Origin of the sequence: Pseudomonas sp. PDM21, assembly GCF_014852505.2 — a bacterium.
Taxonomy (GTDB): Bacteria; Pseudomonadota; Gammaproteobacteria; order Pseudomonadales; family Pseudomonadaceae; genus Pseudomonas.
In genome coordinates this window covers 6,142,187-6,157,602 of record NZ_CM181223.1, presented here as the reverse complement: position 1 = coordinate 6,157,602, position 15,416 = coordinate 6,142,187, and the positions used below count along the sequence as shown (strand labels likewise).

Annotated in this window: 12 protein-coding genes; 10 read left to right on the top strand and 2 right to left on the bottom strand. The window is 66.5% G+C overall.

Annotation, left to right across the window (positions count from 1 at the left end; all coding sequences use genetic code 11):
* Positions 1-37 precede the first annotated feature (37 nt).
* Positions 38-1,402, bottom strand: coding sequence for a formimidoylglutamate deiminase (locus IB275_RS28410; protein WP_192293265.1), 1,365 nt, complete (start codon positions 1,400-1,402; stop codon positions 38-40).
* Positions 1,403-1,637: 235 nt separating this feature from the next.
* Between IB275_RS28410 and hutC the strand changes: the two genes are divergently transcribed.
* A complete protein-coding gene (gene hutC, locus IB275_RS28405; RefSeq protein WP_151188577.1) occupies positions 1,638-2,348 on the top strand; it encodes a histidine utilization transcriptional repressor HutC in 711 nt (236 codons plus the stop codon).
* Positions 2,345-2,935, top strand: a complete 591-nt coding sequence (locus IB275_RS28400) for a HutD/Ves family protein (protein ID WP_192293263.1) — start codon at positions 2,345-2,347, stop codon at positions 2,933-2,935. The genes hutC and IB275_RS28400 overlap by 4 nt, the downstream gene beginning before the upstream one ends.
* 135 nt (positions 2,936-3,070) lie before the next feature.
* Here IB275_RS28400 and hutH (IB275_RS28395) read toward each other — a convergent pair whose 3' ends face one another.
* Positions 3,071-4,600 carry a histidine ammonia-lyase gene (gene hutH, locus IB275_RS28395; RefSeq protein WP_192293261.1) on the bottom strand — a complete coding sequence of 510 codons (1,530 nt, stop codon included), beginning with the start codon at positions 4,598-4,600 and terminating at the stop codon, positions 3,071-3,073.
* Between the two features lie 235 nt (positions 4,601-4,835).
* Between hutH (IB275_RS28395) and IB275_RS28390 the strand changes: the two genes are divergently transcribed.
* The 8 genes from IB275_RS28390 to hutI all read left to right on the top strand — a co-directional run bounded on the left by IB275_RS28390 (position 4,836) and on the right by hutI (position 15,139).
* Positions 4,836-5,849, top strand: a complete 1,014-nt coding sequence (locus IB275_RS28390) for an ABC transporter substrate-binding protein (RefSeq protein ID WP_192293259.1) — start codon at positions 4,836-4,838, stop codon at positions 5,847-5,849.
* A 447-nt stretch (positions 5,850-6,296) separates the two neighbouring features.
* A complete protein-coding gene (hutU, locus tag IB275_RS28385) occupies positions 6,297-7,964 on the top strand; it encodes a urocanate hydratase (RefSeq protein ID WP_192293257.1) in 1,668 nt (555 codons plus the stop codon).
* Positions 7,965-8,171: 207 nt separating this feature from the next.
* Positions 8,172-9,584: a purine-cytosine permease family protein gene (locus IB275_RS28380; protein ID WP_192318837.1), complete on the top strand. Its 1,413-nt coding sequence runs from the start codon at positions 8,172-8,174 to the stop codon at positions 9,582-9,584.
* A gap of 79 nt (positions 9,585-9,663) precedes the next feature.
* The gene (locus tag IB275_RS28375; protein WP_192293253.1) at positions 9,664-10,635 is read left to right on the top strand and encodes an ABC transporter substrate-binding protein; all 972 of its coding nucleotides are present in this window, start codon (positions 9,664-9,666) and stop codon (positions 10,633-10,635) included.
* Positions 10,636-10,697: 62 nt separating this feature from the next.
* On the top strand, positions 10,698-11,552 hold the full coding sequence (locus IB275_RS28370; protein WP_045215843.1) for an ABC transporter permease: 855 nt from the start codon (positions 10,698-10,700) through the stop codon (positions 11,550-11,552).
* Complete coding sequence (locus IB275_RS28365; RefSeq protein ID WP_192293251.1) at positions 11,549-12,364, top strand: quaternary amine ABC transporter ATP-binding protein; 816 nt, start codon at positions 11,549-11,551, stop codon at positions 12,362-12,364. Before IB275_RS28370 ends, IB275_RS28365 begins: the two co-directional genes overlap by 4 nt.
* A gap of 49 nt (positions 12,365-12,413) precedes the next feature.
* Positions 12,414-13,946 (top strand): histidine ammonia-lyase, encoded by a 1,533-nt coding sequence (gene hutH / locus IB275_RS28360; protein WP_192293249.1) that lies wholly within the window; start codon positions 12,414-12,416, stop codon positions 13,944-13,946.
* Positions 13,943-15,139 carry an imidazolonepropionase gene (gene hutI, locus IB275_RS28355; RefSeq protein ID WP_192293247.1) on the top strand — a complete coding sequence of 399 codons (1,197 nt, stop codon included), beginning with the start codon at positions 13,943-13,945 and terminating at the stop codon, positions 15,137-15,139. The genes hutH (IB275_RS28360) and hutI overlap by 4 nt, the downstream gene beginning before the upstream one ends.
* Positions 15,140-15,416 lie beyond the last annotated feature (277 nt).

Genomic DNA, 15,416 nt, shown 5'->3' with positions numbered 1-15,416 from the left:
TTTCACCGGGAGCCTCGACGCAGGATGGGTGACAGGGTCAGCCCAGCAGCTCGCGGAGCACGAGGGCGAAGTCGCGGGCGCTCTGTTCTTCCAGCGCATGCCGGCCACCGCGGACGCGCCACTGCCCGGCAACCATCACGTCACGCACCTGGCGATCGCCACCAGCGAACAACCAGCGGTTGAGGATGGCGTCGCCACGGACGGTCTGCAGGTACGGATCGCCGCCGTCCAGCACCAGCAGGTCGGCGCGCTTGCCCACCGCCAGTTCGCCGGTGGATTGGCCGAGAGCCTGGGCGCCGCCGGCCAGCGCTGCATCGAACAGGGTGCGGCCGACCATCGGCTGGTCCTGGCCGTAGAGGCGGTTGCGGCGTTGGTCGCGCAGGCGCTGGCCGTATTCCAGCCAGCGCAATTCCTCGACCACGCTGAGCGATACGTGGCTGTCCGAGCCGATGCCGAAGCGACCGTGCTGGGCGAGGTAATCCACCGCCGGGAAGATGCCGTCGCCCAGGTTCGCCTCGGTGGTCAGGCAGAGGCCGGCGACCGCGCCGCTGCGGGCCATGGCGGTCACTTCGTCGGCTTCGGCGTGGGTGGCGTGGACCAGGCACCAGCGCTCATCCACCTCGACGTTCTCGTACAGCCATTGCAATGGACGACGGCCGCTCCAGGCCAGGCAGTCGTCGACTTCCTTCTGCTGCTCGGCGATGTGGATGTGCACCGGGCAACCGCTGGAGTCGGCGCCAAGCACCTCGGTGATCTGCTGCGGCGTCACTGCGCGCAGGGAGTGGAAGCACAGGCCGAGGCCCTGCTGCGGCTGCGTCGCCAGGTGGGCGCGCAGGCCGTCGGTCAGTTTCAGGTAGTCTTCGGTGCTGTTGATGAAGCGGCGCTGGCCTTCGCTGGGCGCCTGACCGCCGAAGCCGGCGTGGGAGTAGAGCACCGGCAGCAGGGTCAGGCCGATGCCGGCATCCGTCGCCGCCTGGCTGACGCGCAGGGCCAGTTCCGCCGGGTTGGTGTAGGGCTTGCCGTCGACGTCATGGTGCACGTAGTGGAATTCGGCGACGCCGGTGTAACCGGCCTTGAGCATCTCGATATACAGCTGGCGGGCGATGACGCCGACCTGCTCGGGCGACAGGCGGCCGACCAGGCGATACATCAGGTCACGCCAGGTCCAGAAGCTGTCGTTGGGGTTGCCGGCGACCTCCGCCAGGCCCGCCATGGCGCGCTGGAAGGCGTGCGAATGCAGGTTCGGCATGCCTGCCAGCAGCGGCCCGGCAACCTGTTCGGCGCCCACTGCACTAGCGTCCGGGGTGATCGCGGTGAACAGGCCGTCGGCATCGATCTCGAAGCGGACATTGCGCGCCCAGCCGGAGGGCAGCAGGGCGGTTTCGGCGAACAGGACGGGCATGCGCGGGGCCTCGCAGGGTTCTTGTTAAATAAGCGGGGAATTTGTATATACATATACAGATGTTTGCCGGGACCGTAAACTGCAAGGCACCCGACGGTCGTCAGAGGACTTGTATGCACCGGTCGAATCCGGTACATGCCGGAGTCAGACCAGCCGTCGCCACGACAAGGAGTTTCCCGTGCCCGCATCGTCCACGCCTACCCCGCCCGCCGAGGGTTCGTCGCTCGCCGCGCAGATGGGGGAAATTCCCGCGCCGCTGTATGCCCGTGTCAAGCAACTGATCATCCAGCAGATCCAGTCCGGCACCTGGCCGCCGCACCACCGCGTGCCGTCCGAGGCTGAGCTGGTCGAGGAACTGAGCGTCAGCCGCATGACCATCAACCGCGCGCTGCGCGAGCTGACCGCCGATGGCCTGCTGGTGCGCATGCAGGGCGTGGGCACTTTCGTCGCCGAGCCCAAGGGCCAGTCGGCGCTGTTCCAGGTGCAGAACATCGCCGAGGAAATCACCGCCCGCGGCCACAAGCATCATTGCGTGGTGGTCAGCCTGATCGAGGAACTGGCCACCGCCGAGCGCGCGCTGGCGCTGGATGTGCGCGAAGGACAGCGCATCTTCCACTCGATCATCGTGCACTACGAGAACGATATCCCGGTGCAGATCGAGGACCGCTACGTCAACGCAGCCGTGGCGCCGGACTACATGAAGCAGGATTTCACCGGGCAAACGCCGTTCGCCTACCTCACACAAGTGGCGCCGCTGAGCGAGGGCGAGCACGTGGTCGAGGCGGTGCTGCCCAGCCCAGAGGAATGCAAGCTGTTGTCCGTCGACCGCCATGAGCCGTGCCTGCTGATACGCCGGCGCACTTGGTCGGGGCGCAATACCGTCACCAGCGCGCGCCTGCTGTATCCGGGCTCGCGCTACCGCCTGGAAGGACGTTTCAGTTCATGATCGCAACCAAGTTACTGCGCGCCGCCGACTATCCGGCAATGCCCTGGAAGAACGGCGCGGGCACCACCCGCGAGATCGTCCGCGACGCCGGCGACGGCCTGGAAGGTTTCGGCTGGCGCGTGTCCATCGCCGACGTCGGTGCACCGGGCCCGTTCTCCGCGTTCACCGGCTACCAGCGCGTCATCAGCGTGCTGGAAGGCGAGGGCATGCGGCTGAAGGTGGACGGCGCCGACTCCCGCGACCTGCGCGCGCTCGATGCCTTCGCCTTCGATGGCGCGAGCGCGGTGGACTGCACACTGCTGGGCGGCGCGATCCGCGACTTCAACCTGATCTATTCGCCGGCTCGCTACCGTGCGCGCCTGCAATGGCTGAAGCTCGATGGTTCGGCGCACTTCTTCAGCAGCGCTTCGACCGTGCTGCTGTTCAGTGCCGGCGAGGGCATCCATATCAGCCTCAACGGCGTGGCCAGCGGAGTTCTGGGCCTGCATGACACATTGATCGCCGAGGGCGATGGAGCGCTGCGCGAGTGGCGGCTGACAGTGGCGGGTCGTGCGGATATCTGCGTGATCGAACTCGAAGCACGCTGAACAGAAAAGGGCGCCGGGAGGCGCCCTTTGCTTTTCCAGGATGTGTGGAGCGAAGCGATACCCATCAACCATTCCACGGTCCGCAAGAAGCGCCTTACAGGCGCTGTTCGCGGGCATGGCGTAAAACGCCATCTATCAGCCGTACAGCCGCGCGTAACCGATCCAGCGGCTCATCACCCCGTCTTCCACCCACGCCCGCGCCGCGGCGATGTCCGGGGCGAAGTAGCGGTCCTGCTCGTAGTGCGGCACCTGGCTGCGGATCAGCGTGCGCACTTCCTGCAGCTGTGGAGAACTCTGCAGCGGCGCGTGGAAGTCCACGCCTTGCGCGGCGGCGAGCAATTCGATGGCGACCACGCCGGCGCTGTTGCCGGCCATGTCCTGCAGGCGGCGGGCGGCGAAAGTGGCCATGGAGACGTGGTCTTCCTGGTTCGCCGAGGTCGGCAGGCTGTCCACCGAGGCCGGGTGGGCCCAGGTCTTGTTCTCCGAAGCCAGCGCCGCCGAGGTGACCTGGGCAATCATGAAGCCGGAGTTCAGCCCGCCTTCCTTGACCAGGAAGGCCGGCAGCCCGGACATCGCCGGGTCCACCAGCTGGGCGATGCGCCGCTCGGACAGCGCGCCGATCTCCGAGATCGCCAGCGCCAGCACATCGGAGGCCATGGCCACCGGCTCGGCGTGGAAGTTACCGCCTGACAGCACATCGCCGTCAGCGCTGAACACTAGAGGGTTGTCGGAAACGGCATTGGCCTCGCGCAGGAAAACGCCGGCAGCGAAGCGCAGGTGATCCAGGCACGCGCCCATCACCTGTGGCTGGCAGCGCAGCGAGTACGGATCCTGCACGCGCTTGCAGTCGATGTGCGAGTGGTTGATCGGGCTGTCGTGCAGCAACTCGCGGTACAGCGCAGCGACTGCGATCTGCCCCGGCTGGCCACGCACTTCCTGGATGCGCGCATCGAAGGGCACGAACGAGCCCTTCAGTGCTTCCACTGTCAGGCTGCCGGCGACCACGGCCGAGATGAACAGCTTCTCCGCCGCGAACAACCCGCGCAGGGCCAGCGCGGTGGACACCTGGGTACCGTTGATCAGCGCCAGGCCTTCCTTGGGCCCCAGCACCAGCGGTTCGGCGCCGGCGATGGCGAGGCCCTCGGTGGCTTCGAGGATGCGCCCTTCATGGCGCACCTGGCCGACGCCCAGCAGGGTCGAGGACATGTGCGCCAGCGGCGCGAGGTCGCCTGAGGCGCCCACCGAGCCTTGCGAGGGGATGCACGGGTAGACCCGCGCCTGGTACAGCTTGAGCAGTGTCTCGATCACCGGCAGGCCGACGCCGGAGAAGCCGCGCGCCAGGGAGCCGATCTTCAGCGCCATGATCAGCGCCACGCTGGCGTCGTCCAGCAGCGGGCCGGTGCCGGTGCAGTGCGAGAGGATCAGGTTGCGCTGCAGGGTGGCGAGCTGGTCCTCGGCGATGGAGGTGCGCGCCAGCAGGCCGAATCCGGTGTTGATGCCGTAGACGGTGCGCTGGTCGGCGATGATCTGGCTGACCGTCTGCGCACTGCGCAGGATGGCTTCGCGGCAATGGTCCGCGAGCTGCAGGTCGGGTTGGTGCTGGTAGATGGCGCGCAGCTGGTCGAGGTCGAACTGGCCGGGCGTCAGGAGCAGGGTTTCGGACATGTCAGCATCCTGGGTTCGGTGGAAGTGTTACCGTGGATCGTTCCTGTATATACAGGTATAGCAATCGCTATGCCATGGCGCGCAGGGCCGCGTGGTTCGACATTTCGCCTTGGCGTGCGGTGGTGCATGGAGGGAGTGAATGTCACCGCCGGTGGCATTTCCAGTCCGATGGTCGTGGGCAAATCGCGGATCGGCGGCTAAACCCAATGGGACACCGACGCGCCCGGAGACGCCCATGTCCACCCCCCGTTGCCTGTTCGCGCTGCTGCTGGCCCTGGGCCTGTGCGCGCAGACCTTCGCCGCCTGCCCCTACCCGAAGCCTGTGGTGTTCGCCGGGCTGAACTGGGAGAGCGGCATGTTCACCACCGACGTGTTGCGCTTCATCCTCGAGAAGGGCTACGGCTGTCAGACCGACGCCGTGCCGGGTAACACCGTGACCATGGAGAGCGCGCTGAAGCAGAACGACATCCAGGTCACCGGCGAGCAGTGGGCCGGGCGCAGCACCGTCTGGCAGCAGGCGGAGAAGGCCGGCCAGGTGTTCTCCGTGGGTGAGACGGTGAAGGGCGCGAATGAGGGTTGGTGGGTGCCGGATTACGTGGTGCACGGCGACGCGAAGCGGGGAATCAAGGCCTCCGCGCCGGACCTGAAGTCCGTCAGCGACCTGCCCAGGTACAAGGCGCTGTTCAAGGATGACGAGGAGCCGGACAAGGGCCGCTTCTACAACTGCCCCACCGGCTGGACCTGCGAGATCGTCAACACGCAGAAGCTCAAGGCCTATGGCCTGACGGCCAGCTACGTGAACTTCCGCACCGGCGCCGGCCCTGCGCTGGATGCGGCGATCAGCTCGGCCATCGCCCAGGGCAAGCCGGTGCTCTTCTATTACTGGGCGCCGACGCCGCTGCTGGGGCGCTTCAAGCTGGTGCAGCTGGAGGAGCCGCCGTTCGACGAGGCGGCGTGGAAGACCCTGACCGATGCCAACGATCCCAACCCCAAGGGATCACGCTCGCTGCCGGCGAAGATCAGCATCGGTGTGTCCCGCGACTTCCATGACAAGGCGCCGGCGCTGGTGCAGGTGTTCGAGAAGGTCGAGCTGCCGTTGCCGCTGTTCAACGCGCTGCTGGCGGACATGGCCGAGCACCACCGAGACGTGGCGGACGTGCGGGCGAAGTTCTTCCGCGAGCACCGGGAGCTGTGGTCGACGTGGGTGACGGCCGATGCGGCGACGAGGATCGATGCGGCGTTGAAGTGAGCGGGTGCCTGGGTGAAGTTGAGGGTGCTAGGGGCTCCCTCTCCCTAACCCTCTCCCTTCAGGGAGAGGGCGCATCCGGGAGATGCTGTGCCTAAATCTCGCTCCAATGAGCTTGTCTATACAACCTGTGTCCCTTGGTAGCGAGCGGTGTTACCGAACGCAACGAAACGGTGCAGCGAAGCCTGCTTCTGGTGCAATTGTCTGAAGGACAGCGATTGCTGTCAGCCGTTATCGAAGCACTCGAATTCTGCTTTTACTCCTTATAAATCAATAGTTTGATAGGAATCTCCGGCTGCTGGGATACCCCGCCAGCCAAGGTTGGCCCTCGCTTTGCTTATACTTGTACATACAAGCATAGACATGATGGTGACGACCCCTCGACACCGTCGGACGAACCGCCAGGCCGCCCCCACGGCCAACGACCCGAGCAAAGCGAAGGAGCCCTCCGTGACCAAATTCCGCGACGTCGAAATCCGTGCCCCGCGCGGCACCCAACTGAACGCCAAGAGCTGGCTGACCGAAGCACCGCTGCGCATGCTGATGAACAACCTCGACCCGGAAGTTGCCGAGAACCCGAAGGAACTGGTGGTGTACGGCGGCATCGGCCGCGCCGCGCGCAACTGGGAGTGCTACGACAAGATCGTCGAGACCCTGAAGGAGCTGAATGAAGACGAGACCCTGCTGGTGCAATCGGGCAAGCCGGTCGGCGTCTTCAAGACCCACGCCAATGCCCCGCGCGTGTTGATCGCCAACTCCAACCTGGTGCCGCACTGGGCCAACTGGGAACACTTCAACGAGCTGGATGCCAAGGGCCTGGCGATGTACGGCCAGATGACCGCCGGCTCCTGGATCTACATCGGCAGCCAGGGCATCGTCCAGGGCACCTACGAAACCTTCGTCGAGGCCGGCCGTCAGCACTACGACGGCAACCTCAAGGGCCGCTGGGTGCTCACCGCCGGTCTCGGTGGCATGGGCGGCGCCCAGCCGCTGGCCGCGACCCTGGCCGGCGCCTGCTCGCTGAACATCGAGTGCCAGCAGAGCCGCATCGATTTCCGCCTCGCCAGCCGATACGTCGACGAACAGGCCAAGAACCTCGACGATGCCCTGGCGCGCATCGCCCAGTACACCGCCGAAGGCAAGGCCATCTCCATCGCCCTGCTGGGCAACGCTGCGGAAATCCTCCCGGAACTGCTCAAGCGCGGCGTGCGTCCGGACATGGTCACCGACCAGACTTCCGCTCACGACCCGCTCAACGGCTACCTGCCGGCCGGCTGGACCTGGGAGCAGTACCGCGACCGCGCGCAGACCGACCCGGCAGCCGTGGTGAAAGCCGCCAAGCAGTCCATGGCCGTGCACGTCAAAGCCATGCTGGAGTTCCAGAAGCAGGGCATCCCGACCTTCGACTACGGCAACAACATCCGCCAGATGGCCAAGGAAGAGGGCGTGGACAACGCCTTCGACTTCCCCGGCTTCGTCCCGGCCTACATCCGCCCGCTGTTCTGCCGTGGTGTCGGTCCGTTCCGCTGGGCCGCGCTGTCGGGCGACGCCGAGGACATCTACAAGACCGACGCCAAGGTGAAGGAGCTGATCCCGGACGACGCCCACCTGCACCGCTGGCTGGACATGGCCCGCGAGCGCATCAGCTTCCAGGGCCTGCCGGCACGCATCTGCTGGGTCGGCCTGGGTCAGCGCGCCAAGCTCGGCCTGGCGTTCAACGAAATGGTCCGCAGCGGCGAGCTGAAAGCGCCGATCGTGATCGGCCGCGACCACCTCGACTCCGGCTCGGTGTCCAGCCCGAACCGTGAAACCGAGGCCATGCAGGATGGCTCCGACGCCGTGTCCGACTGGCCGCTGCTCAATGCCCTGCTGAACACCGCCAGCGGCGCCACCTGGGTTTCGCTGCACCACGGCGGCGGTGTGGGCATGGGCTTCTCCCAGCACTCGGGCATGGTGATCGTCTGCGACGGCACCGACGAAGCGGCGGCGCGCATTGCCCGCGTGCTGACCAACGATCCAGGTACCGGCGTGATGCGCCATGCCGACGCCGGCTACCAGATCGCCATCGACTGCGCGAAGGAGCAGGGCCTGAACCTGCCGATGATCACCGGCAAGTAATCGCGTAGGGCGGATAACCTGGAACAGGTTATCCGCCGTTGTGTTGGCGGATAACGCTGGCGCGTTATGCGCCCTACGGTCCTGCCATGCAGCAGAAATTCAGGACCAGGGAGAGGGCCGCCGCACGGCGTCGTGCGGCGGCCCGGTCCGTGAAGCAGCAGTACATCACATCGACAGACAATAAATCCCTTCGGGAGAACAATAACGATGTCCCAGGCCAGTGATAGCTCCAACCCCCTGATCGAAGTGCGTTCGATCAACTACATCCCCGAGGCCGAGCGCCACGGCAAGCTCTACAGCCAGTTCACCCTGTGGCTGGGTGCCAACCTGCAGATCACCGCCATCGTCACCGGCGCCCTGGCCGTGGTGCTGGGCGGCGATGTGTTCTGGTCGCTGATCGGCCTGCTCATCGGCCAACTGCTGGGCGGCGGCGTGATGGCGCTGCACGCTGCCCAAGGGCCGAAACTCGGCCTGCCGCAGATGATCTCCAGCCGCGTGCAGTTCGGCGTCTACGGCGCGGCCATTCCGATCGTGCTGGTGTGTCTGATGTACCTGGGCTTCACCGCCACCGGCACCGTGCTGTCCGGCCAGGCGCTGGGCCAGCTGTTCGGCGTCAGCGACAGCGTCGGCATCCTGATGTTTGCCAGCGTGATCGTGCTGGTGACCGTGCTCGGCTACCGGGTGATCCACGTGATCGGCCGCATCGCCAGTGTCATCGGGGTGATCGCCTTCATCTACCTGTTCAGCCGCCTGGTGAACCAGACCGACGTCGGCGCGCTGCTGCAGATTCGTCATTTCAGCTGGAGCAGCTTCCTGCTCGCAGTGTCCCTGGCCGCTTCCTGGCAGATCGCCTTCGGCCCCTATGTCGCCGACTACTCGCGTTACCTGCCGAGCAAGACTTCCTCGGTGAAGACCTTCCTCGCCGTGGGCGCAGGCTCGGTGATCGGCGCGCAGGTGGCGATGATCTTCGGCGTATTCGCCGCGGCCGGGGCCAACGGCCAGTTCGCCGGCCATGAAGTGGCCTACATCGTCGGCCTGAGCGGCAGTGGCGCCGTCGCCGCGCTGCTGTATTTCAGCATCGCCTTCGGCAAGATCACCATCTCGACGCTGAACTCCTACGGCAGCTTCATGTGCATCGCCACGGTGATCAGCGGCTTCCGTGGCCACCTGGAAGTGAGCCGCGTGCAGCGCCTGGTGTTCGTCCTGCTGATCGTCGGCGCCGCGACCCTGATCGCGCTGCTCGGCCAGCATTCGTTCCTCGGCGCCTTCAAGTCTTTCATCCTCTTCCTGCTGGCCTTCTTCACCCCGTGGAGCGCGGTCAACCTGGTCGATTACTACTGCATCACCCGCGAGCACTACGACGTGCCGGCTCTGGCTGATCCCGATGGCCGCTACGGCCGCTGGAACATCCCGGGCATCAGCGTCTACGTGATCGGCGTGCTGGTGCAGCTGCCCTTCATCTCCACCAAGTTCTACACCGGCCCGCTGGTGGACGCCCTGGGTGGCGTGGACATCTCCTGGATCATCGGCCTCGTGGTTCCGGCCGTTCTCTATTACCTGGTCGCCCTCCGCGTCACGCGGGCAGTACCGGACCGGCTGATCCTGCCGGCCCGCACCTGAACAGACCGGCCCGGCCGCGCGGCCACAAGCACTCGCGGCCCTTGCACTGCCCAACCTCATTCACGTTTAGGAGCATCAGATGAACAACACCAAGAAGACGCTGCTGGGCCTGTTCCTGTCTGCCGGTCTGCTGGGCGGCACCCTGGCATCGGCCCAGGCCGCCGGCTGGTGCGAGAGTGGCAAGCCGGTGAAGTTCGCCGGGCTGAACTGGGAGAGCGGCATGCTGCTCACCGACCTCATGCAGATCATCCTGAAGAACGGCTACGGCTGCGAAACCGACAGCCTGCCGGGCAACTCCATCACCATGGAGCAGGCGCTGGCGAACAACGACATCCAGATCTTCAGTGAGGAATGGATCGGCCGCAGCGACGCCTGGAACAAGGCCGCCGCCGCCAACAAGGTGGTCGGCGTGGGCGCGCCCATCGTCGGCGCCACCGAGGGCTGGTACGTGCCGCGCTTCGTGATCGAGGGCGACAAGGCGCGCAACATCGAAGCCAAGGCGCCGAACCTCAAGGCCGTGACCGACCTTGCGCAGTACTCCGAAGTCTTCCGTGACCCGGAAGAGCCGGGCAAGGGCCGCTTCTACAACTGCCCGGCCGGCTGGACCTGCGAGCTGGAAAACTCCGAGATGCTGAAGAAGTACGGCCTCGAGGACAAGTACACCAACTTCCGCCCCGGCACCGGCCCGGCGCTGGATGCCGCCGTGCTGTCGAGCTACAAGCGCAAGGAGCCTATCCTCTTCTACTACTGGTCGCCGACGCCGCTGATGGGCCAGGCCGACCTGGTGAAGCTGGACGAGCCGGGCGTGAACAAGGACGTGAAGATCCAGGTCGGCCTGTCCAAGGCCTTCCACGATCAGGCCCCGGAACTGGTGGCGGTGCTGGAGAAGGTCAACCTGCCCATCGACCTGCTGAACCAGAACCTGGCGAAGATGGCCAAGGAAAAGCTCACCTCCGAGCAACTGGCCAAGGCCTTCCTCAAGGAGCACCCGGAAGTGTGGACCACCTGGGTCAGCGAGGACGCTGCGAAGAAGGTCCAGGCCGCGCTCTGACGCCGCCGAATCCGGGGAGGCGCTGCTTCCCCGGCGATGCCCACTCCTGACGAGTACGTGCCATGTTTCCCGAGCGCTTCACTTTCTCCATCGCCGACTGGGTCAACGGTTGGGTCGATGCCCTGGTTACCAACTACGGCGACGTGTTCCGCCACATCTCCGACACCCTGCTGTGGGCCATCGTCAACCTGGAGAGCGTGCTGCGGGCCACTCCCTGGTGGCTGATGCTGGCCATCGTCGCCGGCATCGCCTGGCACGCCACCCGGCGCATCCTGCCGACCGTGGTCATCGTCGGCCTGCTGTTCCTGGTAGGCGCCGTGGGCCTGTGGGACAAGCTGATGCAGACCCTCGCGCTGATGATGGTGGCAACTATCATCTCGGTGCTGATCGGCATCCCGCTAGGCATCGTCGCCGCCCGCAGCGACCGCTTCCGCGCCGTGCTGCTGCCGATGCTGGACATCATGCAGACCATGCCCAGCTTCGTGTACCTGATCCCGGTGCTGATGCTGTTCGGCCTGGGCAAGGTGCCGGCGATCTTCGCCACCGTGATCTACGCCGCTCCGCCGCTGATCCGCCTCACCGACCTGGGGATTCGCCAGGTCGACCGCGAGGTGATGGAAGCCATCACCGCCTTCGGCGCCAACCGCCGCCAGCAACTGTTCGGTGTGCAGCTGCCGCTGGCGCTGCCAAGCATCATGGCCGGCATCAACCAGACCACCATGATGGCCCTGTCGATGGTGGTCATCGCCTCGATGATCGGCGCCCGTGGGCTGGGTGAGGACGTGCTGGTGGGCATCCAGACGCTCAACGTCGGCAAGGGACTGGAGGCGGGTCTCGCCATCGTCATCCTCGCCGTGGTCATCGACCGCATCACCCAGGCTTACGGCCGCTCGCGCCACCATGAGGCCAGCAAATGAGCAAGATCCAGGTCAAGAACGTCTACAAGATCTTCGGCGCCAAGGCCGACTCGGCGCTGGCGATGATCCGCCAGGGCAAGAGCAAGGCCGAGGTGCTCGCCGCCACCGATTGCGTGGTCGGCGTCAACGACCTCTCGCTGTCCATTGAGGCCGGAGAAATCTTCGTCATCATGGGGTTGTCCGGGTCCGGCAAGTCGACCCTGGTGCGCCACTTCAACCGCCTGATCGACCCCACCAGCGGGCAGATCCTGGTGGATGGCGAGGACGTGCTCGCCTATGACTCGGCCGCGCTGGAGAACTTCCGCCGGCGCAAGATCAGCATGGTGTTCCAGAGCTTCGGCCTGCTGCCGCACAAGAGCGTGCTCGACAACGTCGCCTACGGCCTGAAGATCCGCGGCGAGAGCAAGGCACTGTGCCAAGAGCGCGCGCTGCACTGGATCGCCACCGTGGGCCTGAAGGGCTACGAGAAGTCCTACCCGCACCAGCTCTCCGGCGGCATGCGCCAGCGCGTCGGCCTGGCCCGCGCACTGGCCGCGGACACCGACATCATCCTCATGGACGAAGCCTTCAGCGCCCTCGACCCGCTGATCCGCGCGGACATGCAGGACCAGCTGCTGGAGCTGCAGAAGACCCTGCACAAGACCATCGTCTTCATCACCCACGACCTCGATGAAGCCGTGCGCATCGGCAACCGCATCGCCATCCTCAAGGACGGCCAGTTGATCCAGGTGGGCGCGCCCGCTGACATCCTGCACAAGCCCGCCGACGAGTACGTCGACCGCTTCGTCCAGCGCCGCGTCGCCGCGCTGTAACACCATTCGCCGGCGGGGAAGGGGGCTTCCCCGCCTACAGGAGCTCCGCATGTCGTCCTCTTCCACCATCACCTTCGGCAACGGCCCGCTGCGCTGGCAGGACCTGGTCCAGGTGGCGCGCCAGGGTGCGCGCCTGCAACTGTCGACGGCCGCCTGGGCGCGCATCGACAACGCCCACGGCATCGTCGAGAGCATCGTCAGCCGGGGCGAGCGGGCCTATGGCATCAGCACCGGCCTGGGTGCGCTGTGCAACGTGGTGCTGCAGGGCGAGCAACTGGCGCAGCTGTCGCGCAACACCCTGCTCAGCCATGCCTGCGGCGTGGGCGAGCCGCTCAAGGACGAACAGACCCGCGCGATCATCGCCGCCGCCATCGCCAACTACAGCCATGGCAAATCCGGCCTGCACCGTCGCGTGGTGGAAGCACTGCTGGCGCTGCTCAACCACGGCATCACCCCGCGCGTACCGGCACAGGGCTCGGTGGGCTACCTGACCCACATGGCCCACGTCGGCGTGGCGCTGCTGGGCATCGGCGAGGTGAGCTATCGCGGCGAAGTGGTGCCGGCCTTCCAGGCCCTGGCCGCCGAAGGCCTGGAGCCGGTGCAACTGGGCGCCAAGGACGGGCTCTGCCTGGTCAACGGCACACCCTGCATGACTGGCCTGAGCTGCCTCGCCCTCGACGAGGCAAACCGCCTCGCGCAGTGGGCCGACGTGATTGGTGCCATGAGCTTCGAAGCCCTGCGCGGGCAGATCGACGCGTTCGACGCCGAGATCATTGCGCTCAAGCCGCACCCGGGCATGCAGAAGGTCGGCGCCAACCTGCGCGCGCTGCTTGAAGGCAGCGAAGTGATCGCGAGCAGCAAGGGCATTCGCACCCAGGATGCCCTGAGCATCCGCTCCATGCCGCAGATCCACGGCGCCTGCCGCGACCAACTGGAGCACGCGGCGAAACAGATCGAGACCGAACTCAATTCCGCCACCGACAATCCACTGGTGCTGGGCACGCCGGACGACTACCGGGTGGTGTCCCAGGCCAATCCCCACGGCGAATCCGTGGCCATGGCTGCCGACCTGCTGGCGATTGCCGTGGCTGAGCTGGGCGGGGTCTCCGAGCGACGCCTGGACCGCCTGATCAACCCGCTGGTCAGCGGCCTGCCGGCCTTCCTGGTCAGCAAGCCGGGGGTCAACTCGGGGATGATGATCGTGCAGTACGTCGCCGCTTCGCTGGCCGGCGAGAACCGCCAGCTGGCGCAGCCGGCGGTGGTGGACAACTACGTCACCTCCGGCCTGCAGGAAGACCACCTGAGCCTGGGCACCAGCGCCGCGCTCAAGCTCGGCCGAGCCCTGGACAACAGCCGGCGCATCCTCGCCATCGAATACCTGCTGGCCGCCCAGGCCTTCGAATTCCTCAAGCCGCAGCGCTTCGGCAGCGGCACCGACTGCGCCTGGAGCCTGCTGCGCGAGCAGGTGCCGGCCTATGACAGCGATCGCTGGCTGGCGCCGGACATCGCCCGCGCCGCCGAGCTGCTGGCCAACCCGGCGGCGCTGCACAGCGTCGGCGCGAGCATCGGGAGACTGCAATGAAACACCTCTGGCAGCACTGCCACGCAGCGACCATGAAGGACGGCCGTTACTCGATCATCGAGGACGCCGCGATCATCACCGAGGGCGAGCGCATCAGCTGGATCGGCCCGCGCGTCGAACTGCCCGAGCGCCCGATCCAGAGCACCGATCTGGGCGGCGCCTGGGTCACGCCCGGCTTCATCGACTGCCATACCCACCTGGTGTTCGGCGGTGACCGCAGCGGCGAGTTCGAGCAGCGCCTGAACGGCGTCAGCTATGCCGAGATCGCCGCAGCCGGCGGCGGCATCGCCAGTACCGTGCGCGCCACCCGCGAGGCCAGCGAGGACGAGCTGCTGGCCAGCGCCATCAAGCGTGCCCGCCCGCTGCTGGCCGATGGCGTGACCGTGCTGGAAGTGAAATCCGGCTACGGCCTGGACCTGGATAGCGAGCGGCGCATGCTGCGCGTGGCCCGCCGGCTGGAGCAGGAGCTGCCGGTGACGGTACGTACCACCTGCCTGTCCGCCCACGCCTTGCCGCCGGAATACGCCGGCCGCGCTGACGAGTACATCGAGCAGGTCTGCAATCATATCCTCCCGGCGCTGGCCGAAGGGGGGCTGGTGGACGCGGTAGACGCCTTCTGCGAGCACCTGGCGTTCTCCCCGGCGCAGGTCGAGCGGGTATTCCAGGCTGCCCAGCGCCTGGGCCTGCCGGTGAAGCTGCATGCCGAGCAATTGTCCTCGCTGCATGGCTCCAGCCTCGCCGCGCGGTATGGCGCGCTGTCCGCCGACCACCTGGAATTCATGGACGAGAGCGACGCCATTGCCATGGCCGAGGCCGGCACCGTCGCCGTGCTGCTGCCGGGCGCCTTCTTCGTCCTGCGCGAAACCCAGCTGCCGCCGATGGATGCCCTGCGCAAGCACGGCGTGAACATCGCCATCGCCAGCGACCTCAACCCCGGGACGTCGCCCGCGCTGTCGCTGCGCCTGATGCTGAACATGGCCTGCACCGCCTTCCGCCTGACCCCGGAAGAGGCCCTGGCAGGCGTCACCCTCAACGCCGCGCGCGCGCTGGGCATGGCCGACAGCCACGGTAGCCTGGAAGCGGGCAAGGTCGCCGACTTCATCGCCTGGGACATCCAGCGCCCCGCCGAACTCGCCTACTGGCTCGGCGGTGACCTGCCCAAGCGCGTCATTCGTCACGGCGAAGAGCTGTGAGTCTGCTCTTCGTAGGAGCGAGCTTGCTCGCGAACAGCCCCGCTGCGGAGCCAAGCGCAAAGACCCCTCTCCCTAACCCTCTCCCGCAAGCGGGAGAGGGGACCGTTCGGTGCAAGATGAAGCGGTGGTATCAGCCGGCACGGACGGCTCCCTCTCCCTTCGGAGCGGGGCGCGCAGCCAGGGCGGGGGAGAGGGAAACAGCGGCACGGATTTGCAGCAGGAAACCGCTGCTCCCAAGAACAACGAATACATCTCGCTAGGTTTGGAGATAGCCCCC

Excerpts from the sequence above, each read along its gene's own strand:
- IB275_RS28410 (WP_192293265.1), bottom strand. The coding sequence starts at position 1,402 with ATGCCCGTCCTGTTCGCCGAAACCGCCCTGCTGCCCTCCGGCTGGGCG.
- hutC (WP_151188577.1), top strand. The coding sequence starts at position 1,638 with ATGGGGGAAATTCCCGCGCCGCTGTATGCCCGTGTCAAGCAACTGATC.
- IB275_RS28400 (WP_192293263.1), top strand. The coding sequence starts at position 2,345 with ATGATCGCAACCAAGTTACTGCGCGCCGCCGACTATCCGGCAATGCCC.
- hutH (WP_192293261.1), bottom strand. The coding sequence starts at position 4,600 with ATGTCCGAAACCCTGCTCCTGACGCCCGGCCAGTTCGACCTCGACCAG.
- IB275_RS28390 (WP_192293259.1), top strand. The coding sequence starts at position 4,836 with ATGTCCACCCCCCGTTGCCTGTTCGCGCTGCTGCTGGCCCTGGGCCTG.
- IB275_RS28380 (WP_192318837.1), top strand. The coding sequence starts at position 8,172 with ATGTCCCAGGCCAGTGATAGCTCCAACCCCCTGATCGAAGTGCGTTCG.
- IB275_RS28375 (WP_192293253.1), top strand. The coding sequence starts at position 9,664 with ATGAACAACACCAAGAAGACGCTGCTGGGCCTGTTCCTGTCTGCCGGT.
- IB275_RS28370 (WP_045215843.1), top strand. The coding sequence starts at position 10,698 with ATGTTTCCCGAGCGCTTCACTTTCTCCATCGCCGACTGGGTCAACGGT.
- IB275_RS28365 (WP_192293251.1), top strand. The coding sequence starts at position 11,549 with ATGAGCAAGATCCAGGTCAAGAACGTCTACAAGATCTTCGGCGCCAAG.
- hutH (WP_192293249.1), top strand. The coding sequence starts at position 12,414 with ATGTCGTCCTCTTCCACCATCACCTTCGGCAACGGCCCGCTGCGCTGG.
- hutI (WP_192293247.1), top strand. The coding sequence starts at position 13,943 with ATGAAACACCTCTGGCAGCACTGCCACGCAGCGACCATGAAGGACGGC.